The organism is Pseudoalteromonas sp. A3 (genome assembly GCF_025942345.1).
GTDB lineage: Bacteria > Pseudomonadota > Gammaproteobacteria > Enterobacterales > Alteromonadaceae > Pseudoalteromonas > Pseudoalteromonas atlantica.
This window is the reverse complement of the sequence record NZ_JAPCKL010000009.1, coordinates 16782-34182: the sequence shown is the minus strand read 5'-3', so window position 1 is coordinate 34182 and position 17401 is coordinate 16782. Positions and strand designations below refer to the sequence as shown.

General features: G+C 41.4%; 13 protein-coding genes. 3 read left to right on the top strand and 10 right to left on the bottom strand.

What is annotated here, in order from left to right; all coding sequences use genetic code 11:
• Positions 1–77 precede the first annotated feature (77 nt).
• Complete coding sequence (locus tag OIZ54_RS14935; RefSeq protein ID WP_248452382.1) at positions 78–728, bottom strand: M48 family metallopeptidase; 651 nt, start codon at positions 726–728, stop codon at positions 78–80.
• A gap of 309 nt (positions 729–1037) precedes the next feature.
• On the opposite strand from OIZ54_RS14935, the gene OIZ54_RS14930 reads away from it, so the two are divergent.
• Positions 1038–4370 carry an MHYT domain-containing protein gene (locus OIZ54_RS14930; protein ID WP_264390714.1) on the top strand — a complete coding sequence of 1111 codons (3333 nt, stop codon included), beginning with the start codon at positions 1038–1040 and terminating at the stop codon, positions 4368–4370.
• 9 nt (positions 4371–4379) lie between these two features.
• Positions 4380–5375 (top strand): two-component system response regulator, encoded by a 996-nt coding sequence (locus OIZ54_RS14925; protein WP_248452385.1) that lies wholly within the window; start codon positions 4380–4382, stop codon positions 5373–5375.
• On the opposite strand, the gene OIZ54_RS14920 is transcribed toward OIZ54_RS14925, so the two are convergent.
• The gene (locus OIZ54_RS14920; protein WP_024034220.1) at positions 5372–5800 is read right to left on the bottom strand and encodes a VOC family protein; all 429 of its coding nucleotides are present in this window, start codon (positions 5798–5800) and stop codon (positions 5372–5374) included. The two genes, OIZ54_RS14925 and OIZ54_RS14920, sit on opposite strands and share 4 nt — an antisense overlap.
• A 1-nt stretch (position 5801) precedes the next feature.
• The gene (locus OIZ54_RS14915) at positions 5802–6458 is read right to left on the bottom strand and encodes an HD domain-containing protein (protein ID WP_004589186.1); all 657 of its coding nucleotides are present in this window, start codon (positions 6456–6458) and stop codon (positions 5802–5804) included.
• Between the two features lie 140 nt (positions 6459–6598).
• On the opposite strand from OIZ54_RS14915, the gene OIZ54_RS14910 reads away from it, so the two are divergent.
• Positions 6599–7789: a class I SAM-dependent methyltransferase gene (locus OIZ54_RS14910; protein WP_054983075.1), complete on the top strand. Its 1191-nt coding sequence runs from the start codon at positions 6599–6601 to the stop codon at positions 7787–7789.
• Between the two features lie 96 nt (positions 7790–7885).
• Here OIZ54_RS14910 and OIZ54_RS14905 read toward each other — a convergent pair whose 3' ends face one another.
• From OIZ54_RS14905 to zwf, 7 genes are all read right to left on the bottom strand, one after another.
• Positions 7886–8182, bottom strand: a complete 297-nt coding sequence (locus OIZ54_RS14905) for a PilZ domain-containing protein (protein WP_004589184.1) — start codon at positions 8180–8182, stop codon at positions 7886–7888.
• A gap of 9 nt (positions 8183–8191) precedes the next feature.
• On the bottom strand, positions 8192–8572 hold the full coding sequence (locus OIZ54_RS14900) for a response regulator (protein WP_024034218.1): 381 nt from the start codon (positions 8570–8572) through the stop codon (positions 8192–8194).
• Between the two features lie 74 nt (positions 8573–8646).
• Positions 8647–12534 (bottom strand): ATP-dependent RNA helicase HrpA, encoded by a 3888-nt coding sequence (hrpA, locus tag OIZ54_RS14895; protein ID WP_264390713.1) that lies wholly within the window; start codon positions 12532–12534, stop codon positions 8647–8649.
• Between the two features lie 95 nt (positions 12535–12629).
• Positions 12630–13664 (bottom strand): isoaspartyl peptidase/L-asparaginase family protein, encoded by a 1035-nt coding sequence (locus tag OIZ54_RS14890; protein ID WP_264390712.1) that lies wholly within the window; start codon positions 13662–13664, stop codon positions 12630–12632.
• Between the two features lie 245 nt (positions 13665–13909).
• Positions 13910–14617, bottom strand: coding sequence for a SapC family protein (locus OIZ54_RS14885; RefSeq protein WP_004589180.1), 708 nt, complete (start codon positions 14615–14617; stop codon positions 13910–13912).
• 338 nt (positions 14618–14955) lie between these two features.
• Positions 14956–15666: a 6-phosphogluconolactonase gene (gene pgl / locus OIZ54_RS14880; protein ID WP_004589179.1), complete on the bottom strand. Its 711-nt coding sequence runs from the start codon at positions 15664–15666 to the stop codon at positions 14956–14958.
• Between the two features lie 3 nt (positions 15667–15669).
• Positions 15670–17142, bottom strand: a complete 1473-nt coding sequence (gene zwf / locus OIZ54_RS14875; RefSeq protein WP_004589178.1) for a glucose-6-phosphate dehydrogenase — start codon at positions 17140–17142, stop codon at positions 15670–15672.
• Positions 17143–17401 lie beyond the last annotated feature (259 nt).

Below are 17401 nucleotides of genomic sequence, written 5' to 3'. Positions count from 1 at the left end.
AGCTCCCTCCACCACTTCTTATCTTCAGTACCCTTTTCTACATCTTTTTCATCACTATTTAAAACTTCATTTTTAGACTAATTATCAAATACCCACTGTAATGTTGCCCCGTGGTTTTTAAGCCATGCTGATGCAGATTTATAATCGGGATAAAAGTTAGCTACGCGCTTCCAAAAAGCGCTGCTGTGGTTCAAATACTTTAAATGAGCCAATTCGTGCACAATAACATAATCAATTATATGATGAGGCGCCCCAACAAGGTTAAGGCTAAAGGTTAGCTCTCGCCGAGAATTACAACTCCCCCACTTACGTTTATAACTTCCAATCGTCAATTTAGTCGGTAATGCTTCTGACATCTGTTGGCAATAATAAGCTAAACGCATTTCAATGTAGTTTGTTAGCGTTTCTTCAAGGGCAAGGCAAAGTAACTGCTTGCGTTTTTCAGGCTGTTTTTTTACTCGATTAGAAGTGTAAATAGTAAATACGCTATCGGATTGCTGAACATGCGAGCGTGTCCCTTTTGCAAAAGTAATGGTATATGGCTTAGCAAAAACCATTATTTGCTGGTTTTTAAACGGGTGTTGTTGAGTATCAATGGCATTAAGTTGTTTCTGTAATTGCGCAGTTACCCACTCTTTTTTACTAAACAGCCATTGTTCTATTTGTAGTTTTGGCACATGTGTAGGCGCATAAACAGTGACTGATTTTTGGCTAACTTTTATTGCCACTGTTTTTCGCCTTGCACTGCGTTTTAGCTGATACTCAAACAAGGTGTATGCTCTAAATATAAATAAAAGCGTATTATAAAGCCTTATTTAATCAATGCAGTTATTTAGCGATAAATAAATGGGCTCAGTGTTTATTATTATTTTTATTTACGCAAAATCACGTCTTATTAATAAAGCACGCTACGCATGTTAATATTTTAATGCTAAAAAGTAACCTCACTGATTTATAATATAAATTATTAGATTAACAGTTTATTTATATATTAAATCTATTAAACTAGTTCAATAAAGATACTAATTTGAGCCACTATGCTGTCTGCATTTTTTATAACCGACCACGATCCGAGCCTCATAATTAACGGTGCATATAACCCTATACTGGTTAGTTTATCGGTCATTACCGCTATTTTTGCTGCCTTTTTTACGCTCTGGTTAGTTGATGTAGCAAAGCAAACGCAATTCGAAAACTATAAACGCTTAGCTAATGTAACCGGTGCCACGGTTTTATCGGCCGGTATTTGGAGCATGCATTTTATAGGTATGCTGGCCTTTTCGTTATGCACAAACATTAGCTATGATCCACTCATTACCCTGTTGTCTTTTTTACCGGCGTTTATTTCATGTCAGTATGCTTTTTCGATTTTAGTAAAATCGCAAGGGTCATATAAAAACCTTATTATTTGCTCTATTTTACTAGGCTCAGGCATTGGTACAATGCACTACAGCGGCATGGCAGCAATGGAGCTGGCCCCGTTACTACGTTACGATGCAATCATATTTGCTTTATCAATTGTGGTCGCTGTTGGTTTATCGTTTATAGCACTTTTTACGCGTTATCATTTAACGCGATTGCTACCTAATTTATCACAACTGCAAGCGCGCGCTATTACCGCTGTTATTTTAGGCTCAGCGGTGGCAGGTATGCACTATATGGGTATGGCCGCTACCCGCTTTGTTGCAACCTCTCCGCTTTTACCCGATTATCAAGAGTCAACCACTGAGCTTGCTTTTGTGGCTATTGCCGTAGCTACCGCGACCGTTGCTATAACCTGTGTCATTGCAGTTATAAATGGCATGGTTAGATACCGCTTACTGCTTGAGGAAAAATCGGCGGATGAATCTCGACTAAATGCTATTTTAGGCACTGCTATTGATGGCATTGTGACTATAGATCACACCGGCATTATTTTGAGTTTTAACGAAGCTGCCAGCAAGATTTTTGGTTGGCGAGAAAACGAAGTCCAAGGTCATAATGTAAAAATGCTGATGGCCGATGAAATCGCTCGCCACCATGATGGCTATTTGTCTCACGCCAAAAATGTAGATCTAGGAAAAGTAATTGGTATAAATAGGGATGTGTCTGCCAAACACAAAGATGGCCACCTTTTTCCTATTCGCTTAGGTATAGGGGAAGTTAATCAGCCAGGCCATATGCCGTTATATGTTGGCTTTATCACCGATTTAACCGAACAACGCGCTATGCAGCAAAGTCTTATTGAAAAAGAGCAAAAGTACCGCTCTTTAATGGATAATATGCCTGGCGCTGCTTTTCGCTGTAAGTACGACGAAAACTGGAGCATGTTATTTATCAGCCCAACAGTGGCTGAACTAACAGGCTACACGCCAGAAGAGTTCACAGAAAGCTGCATTGAACTTAACGACCTTATTTTGAAAACAGATCAGCCAACGGTAAACGAAGCCGTAGCTCAAGCCATGACTTCAAGTTTAAAGTACTCGGTAGAGTATCGTATTCGCCACCGTAACGGCAAAGTTGCCTGGGTATTAGACAAAGGCAGTATTACCCTTGATAAAGATAATAACCCGCAGTGGATAGATGGGGTATTGGTGGATATTACCGAGCAAAAAGAATACGAAGACAAACTTGAACAGGCAAAATTGCAAGCTGAAGAAGCAGCGCACGCTAAGCAATCTTTTATGGCTAATATGAGCCATGAGATCCGCACGCCGATGAATTCTATTATTGGTTTTAGCGACCTACTGATGGACACTCCGTTAAACCAAGAACAGCAAAAACACTTGGTTACAGTTAATAATGCGGCGCGTTCATTATTAAGGTTACTTAACGAAGTGCTTGATACCGCAAAGCTTGAGCGCGGAAAGCTAACTATTGAACCCGTTCACTTTAGCTTAAAACAAGTACTCGATAGCATTATTTCGACATTTTGGCTTGAAGCAAAAAAGAAAGACTTGCGTTTAAAGTTGAATATTAAAGACTCTGTTGCCACAACTTACTATGGCGACCCAGATAGGTTAAGGCAAATTTTAACTAACCTCATCGGTAACGCCATTAAATTTACCGAGCAAGGTTCGGTTGAGCTCACTGTAAGTACTACGCAAACCGATCAGCTCTTTTTTGAAGTCCAAGATACCGGTATAGGTATTGCCAAAGACCGCGTTAAAGCTATATTTCAGCCGTTTGTTCAGGCCGATGGCACCACTACTCGTCGCTTTGGCGGTACAGGCCTTGGAACAACCATTAGTAAACAATTAGTAGAGCTGATGGGCGGCACCATAAATCTAGTCAGTGAAGAAAACAAAGGCACCTGCTTTTACTTCTCTTTACCGCTTATACAAGGCGATGCAGAAAAAATAGACCATTTCGATGGCCTGCACACTCAATTACCATCGCTAAGGGTACTTGTGGTGGATGATATTGAGCAAAACACCGAGCTGCTTTCGTTATTACTTTCTAAAGATCAACATTTGGTAAGCAAAGCAAGCAACGGTTTAGAGGCTATTGCAATATTCGAGAAGCAAAATTTTGATGTCATCTTAATGGATATTCATATGCCTGAGTGTGATGGCATAGAAGCAACCACAAAAATTAGAGCCATAGAAAAGCAAAGGCAGCTTAAATTTACCCCCATTATTGCGTTAACGGCAAGCGTCCTACAACAAGATAAACTCACAGCTAAACGTGCCGGCATGAACGGCTTTGCTAATAAGCCGATAGATATGAATCAGCTTAACCAAGAAATAGCCCAGGTGCTTGGCTTAGGTATTGCTAAAGATATGGTTATTAGCCAATCAGACCCTGAGGCTAAACACATCGACTTTGAAAAAGGTGTGATGCTTTGGGGTAATAAATGCAAACAGTTAACCGAAATTGCCAAATTTATAAATGACAGCAATAAACGATTTGATATTTTATTTAACAGTAAGTTATCTGAGATTAAAGACGCCAATAGCCTGATACATACCCTTAAAGGGGTCGCCGGTAATTTAGGCCTAACAACATTAATGACTTTATTAGCCAAGTTAGAGCGCGAGCAAACTTCTGAGCAATCTACAGCGTTAGTAACACAAATAAAAGGCGAGTTAGAGACAATAACGCAATTAATATCAGGCGATGAGTGCGCACAAATAACGCCTGCTGAGAGTGAAAATAATGAGCAAAAAAGCACGCTAAGTGCGGCTGAATTAAAGTCACTGTGTGAAACGCTACACCATGAAGCGCAAAGCGCCGAGCTCAACGATGATTTGCTTGCGCAGCTTGAAAATAACGCCCCTGCACACCTACAAACTCAAGTAACTGAGGTTGTAAACGCATTTGATGAATTTGACTTTGATCAGGCGCAACACGTGCTAGACGGTCTAATTAAAGAGTTTACCCAAGAATGAGAATATTGAATGGATTTTAGCAACGACAAACCACGTATATTAATCGTTGACGATGAACCTGCTAACTTAAAAGTCATGCGAGAAGTATTAGGTAATCAATACCGTATGTCTTTTGCTAAATCAGGCGCTGCAGCACTTGCGCTACTGGAAAAAGAACAGCCTAAACTTATATTACTCGATATCATGATGCCCGATATGAATGGCTTTGAGGTGTGCGAAATACTTAAAAGCACACCCGCGCTTTCGCATATCCCAATTATTTTTGTAACGGCTTTGGGTGATGAAAGCGATGAGTTTAAAGGCTTTGAACTCGGTGCTGTTGATTACATTACTAAACCTATTAGCCCTGCGATTGTGCGCGCACGTGTTAAAACGCATTTATCGCTTGTACAAGCCGAGCAATTAAAGCAAGCCCATGTTGATTTAGTACATCGGTTAGGCCGCGCTGCAGAGTACAAAGACACAGACACTGGCGAGCACATTGCTAGGATGAGCCAATACAGTAAATTATTAGCATTAGAATTTGGCATGGGTGAGCAACAAGCAGAGCTACTTCGCCAAGCAGCCCCCATGCACGATGTAGGTAAAATAGGTATTCCGGATGCTATTTTATTAAAACCTGGGCGATTAACCCCTGACGAATTTGACCACATGAAACAGCATGCGGCTATTGGCGCGCAAATTTTAGCAAATTCCTCATCACCGCTATTACAACTTGCCCATAAACTGGCTCTAGAGCACCACGAAAAGTGGGATGGCAGTGGCTACCCTAATGGTTTAAAAGGCGAACATATATCGGTTGAAGGACGTATTGTGGCTATTGCAGATGTATTTGATGCCCTTACCTCAAAACGCCCGTATAAAGAGGCTTGGGGTGTAGAAGAGGCGCTTGAGCATATGCAAGCACAAGCGGGTAAACACTTTGACCCACACCTCATCAATTTATTTGTAAATAAGCTCGATACTATAATCGCAATTAAAAACGCATATCAAGAGCAACACTAAGTATTGCGCGTGCGTGAGCCTTGTTTTACATCACCATATACCGCTTTTATGTGCGGGTAGTCATGAGAGGTTATTTCGTGGCTATTCCCACTGTTATCTTTAAAATAAAGCGAAAACGTTACACTGTGATCGGCCAGTACAGTTTTTATGTTTAAGCCATTTAAATAATCAACCCAACCAATAAACTGTGCACCGGTGGCTGCAAACGCAATACCTTTGCTTCGCCCTTGTCCTTCAAATAACGCTAAACGCGTTGTTTTTGCGCTATCTTCAAGTGTGAGTGGCCCTTTGCCATTTTCATCCCAAAAGACAAGCTCTTCAACGACGCTAAAGCCTAGTACCTGCTTGTACCACTTTAGCGCTTCTGGGATGTTTTCAACATTAAGGTGGCAATGATCAATGCCCGATAATAAAGGAGCACTCATATTATTGACCAATTTCTGATTTTAGCTGCTCTAAAAACGCATACATATACTCTGTGCGTCGCTCTGCTTCAGCTTTAGCTGAGGGTGTATTCATGCTCTTAGCAATATGGAGCAATTTAATAAAAAAGTGATCAAGGGTATAGGTTTTATCATCTGCTTCGCGGTTAACACAAAATGGGTCATCAGGGTTATACAGTAAGCGGCTAATAGAGCCCCCTACTTTCATACAACGGCTAACGCCTATTGCACCGAGTGCGTCCATTCTATCGGCATCTTGCACGATTTGCGCTTCTACAGTTTTAACCGCTATATTGGCGCTAAAGCTATGGGCAGCGATAGCATGATGAATATCATCAAACAAACATGCGTCGTAGTTAATTGATTTTAAAAACGCAATGGCTTTATCTGCCGCCATGGTAGATGCTTTTGCTCTATCCGGATGGTTTTTTGCCACCGCAACACAATCGTGCATCCACGCCGCCGGCAAAACAATATTCATATTGGCTTGCTCGGCGTGACATAATTGAATGGCAACACGCACTACGCGTTCAATATGTGTTATGTCGTGTGCCACATCGGCATGTATTAACGAAGTAATAAATGAGCGACATTGAGAATCAAGCTGTTGTAACTCAGGGCTTAAAGCAGTGTTGGCCACAGTGATGTTCCAAAAAACTAATTTATATGAGAATTATCCGTACTTTAACGTGCTTTACACCTCCCTTGCAAAACATTCATTGTATGTTGCCCTATGCTTGACTAAAATACAGCGCTTATTTATTACAACTGAGAAGCCTTATGTCATCTGCCGTTTACCTACAAGCTGGTCGCGAAAAATCATTAAAAAGAAAACACCCTTGGTTATTTTCAAAAGCCATCAAAAAAATTAAAGGTAAACCAGGTCTAGGTGACACGGTCACCATTCACGACAGCGAAGGTAAATTTTTAGCCACCGCTGCTTATAGCCCTCACTCACAAATAAGAGCGCGTGTGTGGAGCTTTGATGAAAAAGAAGTAATAGACCAACACTTTTTTGAGCGTCGCTTACGCCGTGCTTTACATGCCCGCGAGCATGCAATAGCCGAAGGCGGTTTAACTGGCTTTAGGTTGTGTGCTGCTGAGTCTGACTACTTGCCAGGTGTAACCATTGATAAGTTTGATAACACCTTAGTTTGCCAATTACTAAGTGCCGGCGCTGAGCGCCATAAAGGTGAAATTGTAGGCGCGTTAATGGCTATTTTTCCTGGTGCGAATATTTATGAGCGCTCAGATGTAGACGTGCGCACCAAAGAAGGCTTAGAACCTATTAAAGGTGTACTGTGGGGCAACGAACCATCAGAGCCTGTGGTTATTGAAGAAAATGGCTTAAAGCTTGAAGTAGACATTTTAGAAGGTCATAAAACAGGCTTTTACCTGGATCAACGTGATAGCCGCGCAGCACTTGAGCGCTTTTCAAAAGATAAAACCGTATTAAATTGCTTTAGCTACACAGGTACTTTCTCACTTTACGCACTACGTGGTGGCTGTAAACACGTCACTAATGTTGATGTATCACAACCAGCACTGGATACCGCTAAGCGCAACGTAGAGCACAATAACTTAGATTTAAATAAAGTCGATTTTGTAAAACAAGATGTGTTTAAGCTATTACGCCAGTACCGTGAGGAAGGCAAACAGTTTGACACTATTGTGATGGACCCACCAAAATTTGCAGACAACAAAGCGCAGTTAACCGGTGCATGTCGTGGTTATAAAGATATAAACATGATTGCTATGCAAATATTAAAACCAGGCGGTACATTACTTACCTTCTCGTGCTCTGGATTAATGGAGCAAAACTTGTTTCAAAAAGTGGTAGCAGACGCTGCGCTAGATGCAGGTAAAGAGCTATTGATTATGGAGCGTTTAAATCAAGCGGCCGATCACCCTATTGCTGGCAGTTACCCTGAAGGCTTTTACTTAAAAGGCTTGATTTGTAAGGTTTACTAAAAATTATTGTTATTACCTACAAGGACGTAGGTAATAAAATCGAACGTTGTTTAACACCCGCGATAGCAAAAGCCAGCCGCTAGGTGTTTATTCAATTTAGTTAAACTGAACTATTTCTAATCCTGCGGTAATGGTGCCATCGTCTTCTTTGCTAGCACGTATAACTTTAGCCGTTGCATTTAAAGAGGCAATACTTGGGTGAGTCGACTCTATATTAACCTGTAGCAAAGTATCGAGCTCAAGCAAGTCATCTAAATGAAGTGATAACCCAGTGGCACTTAAATCAACACATTCTGCGGTATAATTAAGCCCAGCAACAGGCTCTATTGTTGTTAATTGCGCAGGGGTATTAACCTGCATACGTCTAAAATTGCGCTTATCTTCAGTAAACATGCATCACCTTTAAACAACCGTGTTTATTTGCTCAAATAAAGTACCCATCGAAAACGGTTTTACTACATAGGCATCACACCCTGCATCAAAGCCAGCTTGCTTTTCCGAGGGCGACTCTAAGCCCGAAACCATAACAACAGGTATATTTTTAGTCTCAGGTGTGTGCTTAAGCATCCGACATGTATCATACCCATCGAGGCCAGGCATACATACATCAAGCAAAATAATATCCGGCGGGTTAGCAATGGCAGACGCCAAACAGCTTTTCCCCGAGTCAGCATAACTAACATCAAATTTTGAAGTCAGGGCAGATTTAAGCATTTCATAATTAAAATACTCGTCATCTACAACTAACAATCGCTTAATCTTATGTTCAACCGATGAGGACATAGGTATGTCGCTTCCTTCTCAACCAAAAATAAATCCTTCTATTAAGGTACTAAGCTTAATAGAAAATGCAAGTTTTATTCTATCTCTTTTATCGCATTCATAACGCGTTTTGCAGAAATAGGATATGGGGTACCTAAGGTTTGCGCAAACAGTGACACCCTAAGCTCCTGCTGCATCCAAAAAATAGCGTTTACCTGTTGCGGAATAGGTAAGCCTTTTGGAATTTTATTTACGAGCTTTTTGTACTCTTGCGCTACTTTTTCAAGTTCTAAAACACACAGTCTATCGCGGTTAGGATCAACAGGTAGTTTTTCTAAACGTTTTTGAATCGCTTTTAAATAACGAATTAGGTCGGGCATTTTATTCGCACCGTGAGCGCTCACAAACCCTTTAAAGATAAGTGACTCAAGCTGCGATTTTATATCGCCATGGGCAGTTATCATAGTTAAATCGACACGCCCTTTCATTTTTTTATGTAACGCATGAGCAATGCTTAAAACTTGTTCAACCTGGGTGGCAATTTCTACTACAGCATCGCCTAGTTCGCCCCTAATTTGCTCTTTAACTTTATCAAAAGCGTTTTCATCGCGTATATCGCCATGCTTTATTAATAAGCTGTCTACGCCGGCGGCAATACAATCGTCAATTAAATCCGCAATTTTCCCAAACGGATTAAAGTACAAGCCCAGTTTGGCTTTATTAGGCAAGTTTTGCTGAAGGTACTTTATTGGCGACGGCACATTTAATAAAACTAAACGCCGTAAACCTTGCTGATGCGCTTGCTGGGCTTTTTCTTCGCTATCAAAGAGCTCAATTGCCGCTGTGGATTTTTTATCTACCAGCGCTGGGTAAGCTTTTATTTCGTATTGGCCTTGCTTTTTAACGTACGAGGCAGGCAAAGCGCCAAAGTCCCATTGTGTTAAATCAGCTTTTTCAATGCCTTTATCGGCTACCTTTGATAGCGTATCGGTTACTTTGCCTTGCAGCTGTGCTTTTAGTTTTGCTAAATCTAGCCCGCGTGCAAGCAATTTATCGTGCTCATCACGAACCTCAAACTGCAATCTTAAATGAGGCGCCAGTGCGTTTAAATCCCACGCTTCTATATCTACTTTTACGCCTGTCATTCTTAGTAAGCGTGTAGTAAGTGCATCAAGTAAGCTGCCTTGCATAGGCTCAATGGCAGCCAGTACAGCATCAGCGTAATTGGGCGCAGGTACAAAGTTTCGACGTAACGACTTAGGTAACGATTTAATTAAACCACTTATTAGCTCATGCCTAAAGGCAGGTATGTGCCAATCAAACCCGGTTTCTTGCACTTGGTTTAAAAGTGCTACCGGTATTTGTACAGCCACCCCATCAACAGCTTGTCCTGGATCAAAATGATAGCTCAGCGGCAAAATAATATTATCTTGCTGCCATGTATCAGGGTAATCAAACTCAGTAATATTACTTGCACCGTGCTGCATAAGCTCTTCACGGGTCATGTATAGGTAGCGTTTGTCTTTTTGCTTTTGAGTTTTATACCACTTAATAAAGGCTGCACGGTTGTTGATTTCTTTAGGTATTTTTTTATCGTAAAATTCAAATAACGTTTGCTCATCAACCAAAATATCGCGACGTCGCGATTTATGCTCAAGTACCTGAATATCCTCTATTAGCTCGCGGTTGTACGCTAAAAATTGCTCATTTAAGCCAAGCTCTTGCTCTACAAGGGCGGTGCGTACAAACAGCTCACGACTAACTTTAGGGTCTATATTGCTATACACACAGCGGCGTTTATTAACCACCAATAAGCCGTACAAGGTTTGTTGCTCGAACGCGATAACAGCGCCTGGTTTTTTCTCCCAATGCGGCTCAGAATAGCTTCGTTTTACTAAATGCTGTGCAAGGGGCTCTACCCAATTAATATCTATTTTGGCATTAATACGTGCGTATAGTTTACTGGTCTCTACCAGCTCTGCCGACATAATCCATTTGGGGCTCTTTTTAAATAACCCAGAACCCGGAAAAATATGAAACTGGCTATTACGAGCGCCTTTATATATTTGCTTTTCGTCTTTAAAGCCTATGTGACTTAACATGCCGCTCAGTAACGCTTTGTGTATTAGCTCTGAGTCAGCCACTTGCGTGGTGGCTTTAATTTTCATTTCGTTGCACACAGTGCTTATTTGATAAACAATGTCTTGCCACTCACGAATACGCATATAAGCTAAAAAGTCTTTTTGGCACAACTTTCTAAACTGGCTATTTGTCAGCTCACTTTGCTGCTCTTCTAGGTAATTCCAAAGATTTAAAAAAGCAATAAAATCCGAGTCAGGGTCATCAAAGCGGCTGTGTTTTTCGTTCGCTGCGGCGCGTTTTTCTTGCGGGCGCTCTCGGGGGTCTTGAATCGATAGCGCTGCCACAATAATAATAACTTCTCGTAGTGCACCGAGCTTATTAGCCGTCAACACCATTTTAGCTAAACGCGGGTCGACCGGTAAGCGGCTAAGCTCACGCCCTGATTGCGTTAAACTCGTTTGATGGCGCTTTTTACTCGGCTTAATCGCCTGAAGTTCTTCAAGTAGGGTTAAACCATCGTTAATATTGCGGCTATCTGGCGCTTGTACAAACGGAAACTCGCTCATATCGCCAAGCCCTAATGCCAACATTTGCAAAATAACAGAGGCTAAATTAGTGCGCAGTATTTCTGGGTCTGTAAATTCTGGGCGAGATATAAAGTCATCTTGCGAATACAAGCGAATACAAATACCCGCTTCAACACGGCCACAGCGTCCCATACGTTGGTTCGCACTTGCTTGAGAAATAGGCTCAATAGGTAAACGCTGTACTTTAGTACGATAGCTGTAACGGCTAATACGCGCTGTACCTGGGTCTATTACATAACGAATACCCGGCACCGTTAATGAGGTTTCGGCCACGTTGGTTGATAAAATGATATGGCGGCGCGAATGCGGGGCAAATATACGGTTTTGCTCTGCGTTAGATAAGCGCGAATAAAGTGGTAATACGTCGGTGTGTTTTAAATTACGTTTAGAGAGCGCCTCTGCGGTATCGCGTATTTCGCGCTCGCCATTTAAAAATATGAGAATGTCCCCTGGCCCTTCAGCGCACAGCTCATCTACCGCATCAAAAATACCTTGCAGTTGGTCGCCTTCGGCTTCCATAGCGTCTTTATTTATATCGCTTATAGGGTTATAGCGCACCTCAACGGGGAATGTACGTCCCGACACTTCAATAATTGGCGCATCATCAAAGTGCTTTGAAAAACGTTCAGGATCAATGGTCGCCGAGGTAATAATAACTTTTAAGTCGGGGCGCTTTGGCAGTAAGTTTTTTAAATACCCTAAAATAAAATCGATATTTAAGCTGCGCTCATGGGCTTCATCAATAATGATGGTGTCGTACTGATTTAAAAAACGGTCTTGTTGTATTTCGGCGAGCAAAATACCGTCGGTCATCAGTTTTACATACGTATTATTAGAAACCTGATCACTAAAGCGTATTTTAAAACCGATTTGTTGGCCAAGCTCACATTTCATTTCCTCAGCAATTCGGTTAGCTACACTGCGCGCGGCTAAACGTCTTGGCTGGGTATGGCCAATAAAGCCATCAACCCCACGGCCAAGCTCTAAACACATTTTTGGTATTTGCGTGGTTTTACCTGAGCCTGTTTCACCGGCAATAATCACCACTTGATTGTTCGCAATGGCGTCTTTAATGACGTCCTTTTTTTGACTTACCGGTAATTGCTCAGGGTACGTTACAGCGGGCAGCTCAGCTAAACGTTTTTCACGTAGCTGCTGGCTGCGGGTAATATCAGCCGCTATTTTTTCAAGGGCATTGGCCTGCTTAGTCTCGTCTTGTATTTTTTTTACGCCATGTAAGCGTTTTTTAAATATAAACTGATCTTTTTTTAAGCACGTTTTAAGCTCGCCAAACAACTGACCTAGGTTTACCACCCGCACACCTTATAAATTTAATAAATGAGGGCTAATAGTATCAAAATAAACGCGCAGCGTTAATCCTACAATCCCTATAAGGCTTATATATCACGCTATTGGTTTTTAAAAATTCCCACAAAGGTTGATTGCGTGTTCGATTTGCTCGCTCGGTACATGCCCGAGGTATTAAATGGCATACTAATATGGCCTTTAGCATCCAAAATAATAACCCCACCTGTACCACCTATAGGCGCAAGTACTTGGTTAATAACCTCATCCCCAGCTTGTTCAATGGTTTTATTTTGATATTTAACGCGTGCACAAATATCACTGGCAACACTGTAGCGAATAAAATACTCGCCGTGACCGGTGGCCGATACCGCACACGAATCGTTTTCAGCAAATGTACCCGCGCCAATAACAGGGGAATCGCCAATGCGGCCAAAGCGTTTTGCGGTCATGCCACCTGTAGATGTACCTGCGGCTAAATTGCCGTTTTTATCAAGTGCCACTGCGCCTACGGTGCCCATTTTATAATTTGTTGGCAGGGCTTTATGCGCAGCTTGGTAGTTTTTGCTGGTTGCTTTTTCTTTTTCTAATTTTTGCTTTGCTTTTAAAAGTGCTTTATAACGGTGCTTAGTATCAAATATATTATTTTCTATCAGCGCAACGCCCTGCTCTTTTGCAAATTCTTCAGCGCCTTGACCACTAAGCATTACGTGTACTGAGTTATCCATTACTAAGCGGGCTAATTGAATTGGGCTTTCTATGTGCTTTACGCCAGCGACCGCACCCGCTTGACGGTTTCGCCCATCCATTATTGAGGCATCAAGTTCATGGCTGCCATCATAGGTGTACACTGCACCGCGCCCTGCATTAAAGTAAGGCGACTGCTCTAATACTTCAATAGCAGTGGTGATTGCATCTAAACTTTCGCCACCCTTTTCAAGTACGCTGTAACCTGCTTCAACAGCTTCGGCTAGTTTTGCTCGGTAGGCTTTTTCTTGCTCTGGGGTAAATTTTGCTTTTTCAATTGTGCCTGCTCCACCATGAATCGCTATAGCAAACGGAGCTTGTTCACTTAATGCTTGCGTGCTTAATGTTAAGCAGCCGCTGGCTAAAACTGACAATAAGAATGTTTTTTTCATAGTGCGCTCTTTTTTAAATTTAGTATTGAATTTACTTTGAATGGTTACGCGTATTTTTTCAACTAATATCAACGGCATTAAGTTAGTGCTTTATTTAAGCAGCCAATAAACAGCCTAATAACAAAGCGAAATACGAGGGCGTAATTTCCCTGCATCACCCCTACTTTTTAACCCAATTGGCATAGAGTAAGTTTAATGGCACAAAAAAAGCGCCATCAGGCGCTTTTTACTAAACGTGTATGTAATTACGCGTCTTGCTTAGCTTTTAAACGTGCTAAACGTGCTACTTGGTGAGTAGATGTTAAGAACGAATAAATAGGTGCTAAGTAACCGCGCTTACGAAGCTCTAAAAACTCTTCATCGCTAAGCGAGTTAAGTTTTTTCTCATCGATAAGGTAAATACCGTTGATGTCTTTTTTCTCGCCTTTAATGTCTACTGTTAGCGTTTGCGCTACTAGTAGCTCTTTATCAGCTAAGTATTTAGTGAATGCTTCTGTTACTTGAGAAAACTCAATGAAAGACACTAAAGACTCTTTACGACGCTTTAAGTAGTCTGTTTCTTCACCGTTTTCAAATAATGCGTTGCCTTCTTCTTCACCTACAAGCGAGCTTGCTTCGTCAATCACAATACCGTACTGATCTTGCTCAGGGTGCTTTACTAGACCTAATGGGTAACGCGTTGATGCCATAGGCGCAAAAGCTGCTGTCCATTTACCATCTTCTACAAACAGGTTTTCGCCTGGCTCTAGGCCAAACATTGCAACTGCTTGGAAAGTACCGCTTTCGTTGTTTTTAACAAAAGACATTGGGAATTCATTTGCTACGCGTGCAAACTCATGTGCAACTACTGGCACTAAATGTTGAGTTTTCATAAATTCAACGTTGATGCCGTTTTGAATTTTAGTGTTGGCATGCTTTTCGTTGTGTAAAGGCTGTACTTGTTGCTCCGCCATGTTACTGCTCCGTTTATTTTTAATATATATGTTTCATTGTTAATGCCTTTAGGCTAATGCTTTTGAACGAAAAAAGGAAGGGAAAGTTTTATGACAACCGTCATGAAAAAATAAAGTTTAACTAAATCTGGGCGTTGCTAAAAAACAGACAATAAAAACGCAACTAATACGCTCAAAAACAGTACAAATAACGGGTAATTTTAATACAGCGCCATAAAAACCATTAACATTGGTTAACAGTTTGACGGTATTTTTTGAATAGGTTTAGCATGTTATTTAGCCAAATAAAAAGGCAGCTTAATTAAGCTGCCTTTTTAAACTGTAAATGAGCGGCTAAATTAAGGCGCCCAATACACTTCAATATTTATGCTTGGGTGGTTTAGCACAGCGCGAAGTGGCATATCGTTTACATCGCCACCCGCTTTAGCTTGCTTGTAAACCGCTAGCTTTTCTTCACCACTGATCAGAAGTTTAACCACTTTAGAGTTTGCTATTGCATTTAAAGTCAGTGTCATACGCTCTGTAATGCTGCCTGTCACGTCACTTTCTATTGCATTAATAGCGCACACAGTTTGCTGTGTTGTTAAACCATGCTCAAGACCCTGCGCATGTGGGAACAATGACGCTGTATGGCCATCTGGGCCCATGCCCAAAATTGTTACATCATATGGTGCTTTTAAAGCGCCATAAGCGGCTTCACATACTTGTGTACCTTGCTCTGCTGTTGCTGCATCGTTTTTCATGGTAATAAAATTAGCGGCACTGCCGTAATTTTGTAACAAGGTGCTTTTTATAAACGCTTCGTTACTTTTTTCGTGGCTTGGCTCAACCCAGCGCTCATCAACCATGGCAACATCTACATTTTGCCAATCTAAATCAAGCGTTGATAAGTGCTTGTACGCTGGCGCCGGAGACGAACCGCCCGATACCATTAGCACAGCACGGCCATCACTTTTTATGCCATCACGTAAAGATTGCTCAAGCGTGTGTGATAGCTCAGCGGTTAACTCATCTTTTGAGTCAAAAAATTTTTCAACAAGTGTTGCCATACCTTACGCCTTATCGCCTGTGTTAAACCACACGTGGTTGTTTTCAGCTAATAATTCATCAGCATCATCCGGTCCCCAGCTACCAGCACGATAAAGTGCAGGTTTGCCTTTAGTTTGCCAGCGCTCAATAATTGGATCTATCCATTTCCACGCTTGACGAACTTCGTCACGGTGTATAAATAACGATGGGTTATTAGCTGCAGCATCAAGCATTAAGCGTTTGTACGCATCAGAATGGAAACCGTTGCTGTATGCTTGAGAAAGCTCAATATTCATCGTTACCGGCTCTAATTGCATTTCAAGATTATCAAGGCGCTTAGACATAAGCGTTAATTGAATCGTCTCTTCCGGCTGCAAACGAATAACAAGGCGGTTTGGCTCAATATTACCCACGTTTTCTTCATAAATATTGTGCGATACTTTTTTGTACTCAACCACAATTTCTGCACAACGTTTAGCCATACGCTTACCAGTACGAAGGTAAAAAGGTACCCCCGCCCAGCGCCAGTTATCAATGTGTGCACGAATAGCCACAAAGGTCTCTGTTTTACTTGAACCTTCGTTAAGCTCTTCTAAGTAACCTGGTACAATTTTACCGTTTAAATCCCCTGGTACGTATTGACCGCGAACGATATTTTCATCTACGTCACCTTCTAGTAACGGACGAAGTGCTTCTAATACTTTAAGTTTTTCAGTACGGATGCTATTTGCGTTTAGTTTATTTGGTGATTCCATTGCCACTAAGCACAATAACTGTAACAGGTGGTTTTGCACCATGTCGCGCAGTGCACCGGCTTTATCGTAAAAACCAGCACGGCTTTCAAGGCCTACCGTTTCAGATAAACTAATTTGAATATTATCAATAGATTTAGCATCCCACATGTTTTCAAACAGTGAATTTGAAAAACGCAGTGCCATTAGGTTTTGTACTGTCTCTTTACCTAAGTAGTGGTCAATACGGAAAATTTGCTCTTCGTCAAAAAACTCTGCAATTTTACCATTAATAGCCTCTGCTGATTCGCCGCAGTAACCAATTGGCTTTTCAACAACCACACGTGAAGTGGGTGTGATTAAACCTTTCGTTGATAAAATTTCACAACATGTGCCGTAAACAGCAGGCGGAAGTGATAAATAAAATACGCGAGATTTATTGCTGTCGTGCTCATCTAAAATGCCTTTTAGTACATCCCAGTTGTCGTCAGCTTCAGTTACGTTGCTTACTACAGGCACTAAGTAAGTAGAAAATGCTTTCCAATCTTTAGCGTTAAATTCGCCTTTACTTAAAAATTCTTTCAGTGCGTTGTGTGCTGTTTCTATGTAGTCAGCACGCTTACTTTCTTCACGCACTGTAGGCAGAATACGCGAGCCTTCTGGTAAGTTGCCTTCTTGATATGCTCTGTACATTGCAGGTAGCAATTTGCGTAACGCAAGATCACCACCGCCCCCAAAAATTATAATATCAAAAGGATTAAGCATAGTTACTCTCTACGTTTGTAATACCTAAAAGCGACTTCCATAAGCCGCTTGGTATGCAGGTTTAGTGCTTGAATGACAGTGGCTCTTAGTGTTAATAAAAGCCTATTGAATGTTTTACGCTATGGCGTTTTATTTATTATTTGACTGTTCGCACAATTAAATGAGTCTTAGGAGTCCTGTAAATCCTCTCACAAAAATACAGGCCCTAAGAACTCCAGCGCTACCCGTTCAAAGGTACTCGGTTTGCTTATTTACATAA

Excerpts from the sequence above, each read along its gene's own strand:
- OIZ54_RS14900 (WP_024034218.1), bottom strand. The coding sequence starts at position 8,572 with ATGTCCTCATCGGTTGAACATAAGATTAAGCGATTGTTAGTTGTAGAT.
- OIZ54_RS14920 (WP_024034220.1), bottom strand. The coding sequence starts at position 5,800 with ATGAGTGCTCCTTTATTATCGGGCATTGATCATTGCCACCTTAATGTT.
- OIZ54_RS14885 (WP_004589180.1), bottom strand. The coding sequence starts at position 14,617 with ATGGCGGAGCAACAAGTACAGCCTTTACACAACGAAAAGCATGCCAAC.
- OIZ54_RS14910 (WP_054983075.1), top strand. The coding sequence starts at position 6,599 with ATGTCATCTGCCGTTTACCTACAAGCTGGTCGCGAAAAATCATTAAAA.
- pgl (WP_004589179.1), bottom strand. The coding sequence starts at position 15,666 with ATGGCAACACTTGTTGAAAAATTTTTTGACTCAAAAGATGAGTTAACC.
- zwf (WP_004589178.1), bottom strand. The coding sequence starts at position 17,142 with ATGCTTAATCCTTTTGATATTATAATTTTTGGGGGCGGTGGTGATCTT.
- OIZ54_RS14905 (WP_004589184.1), bottom strand. The coding sequence starts at position 8,182 with ATGTTTACTGAAGATAAGCGCAATTTTAGACGTATGCAGGTTAATACC.
- OIZ54_RS14925 (WP_248452385.1), top strand. The coding sequence starts at position 4,380 with ATGGATTTTAGCAACGACAAACCACGTATATTAATCGTTGACGATGAA.
- OIZ54_RS14930 (WP_264390714.1), top strand. The coding sequence starts at position 1,038 with ATGCTGTCTGCATTTTTTATAACCGACCACGATCCGAGCCTCATAATT.
- OIZ54_RS14890 (WP_264390712.1), bottom strand. The coding sequence starts at position 13,664 with ATGAAAAAAACATTCTTATTGTCAGTTTTAGCCAGCGGCTGCTTAACA.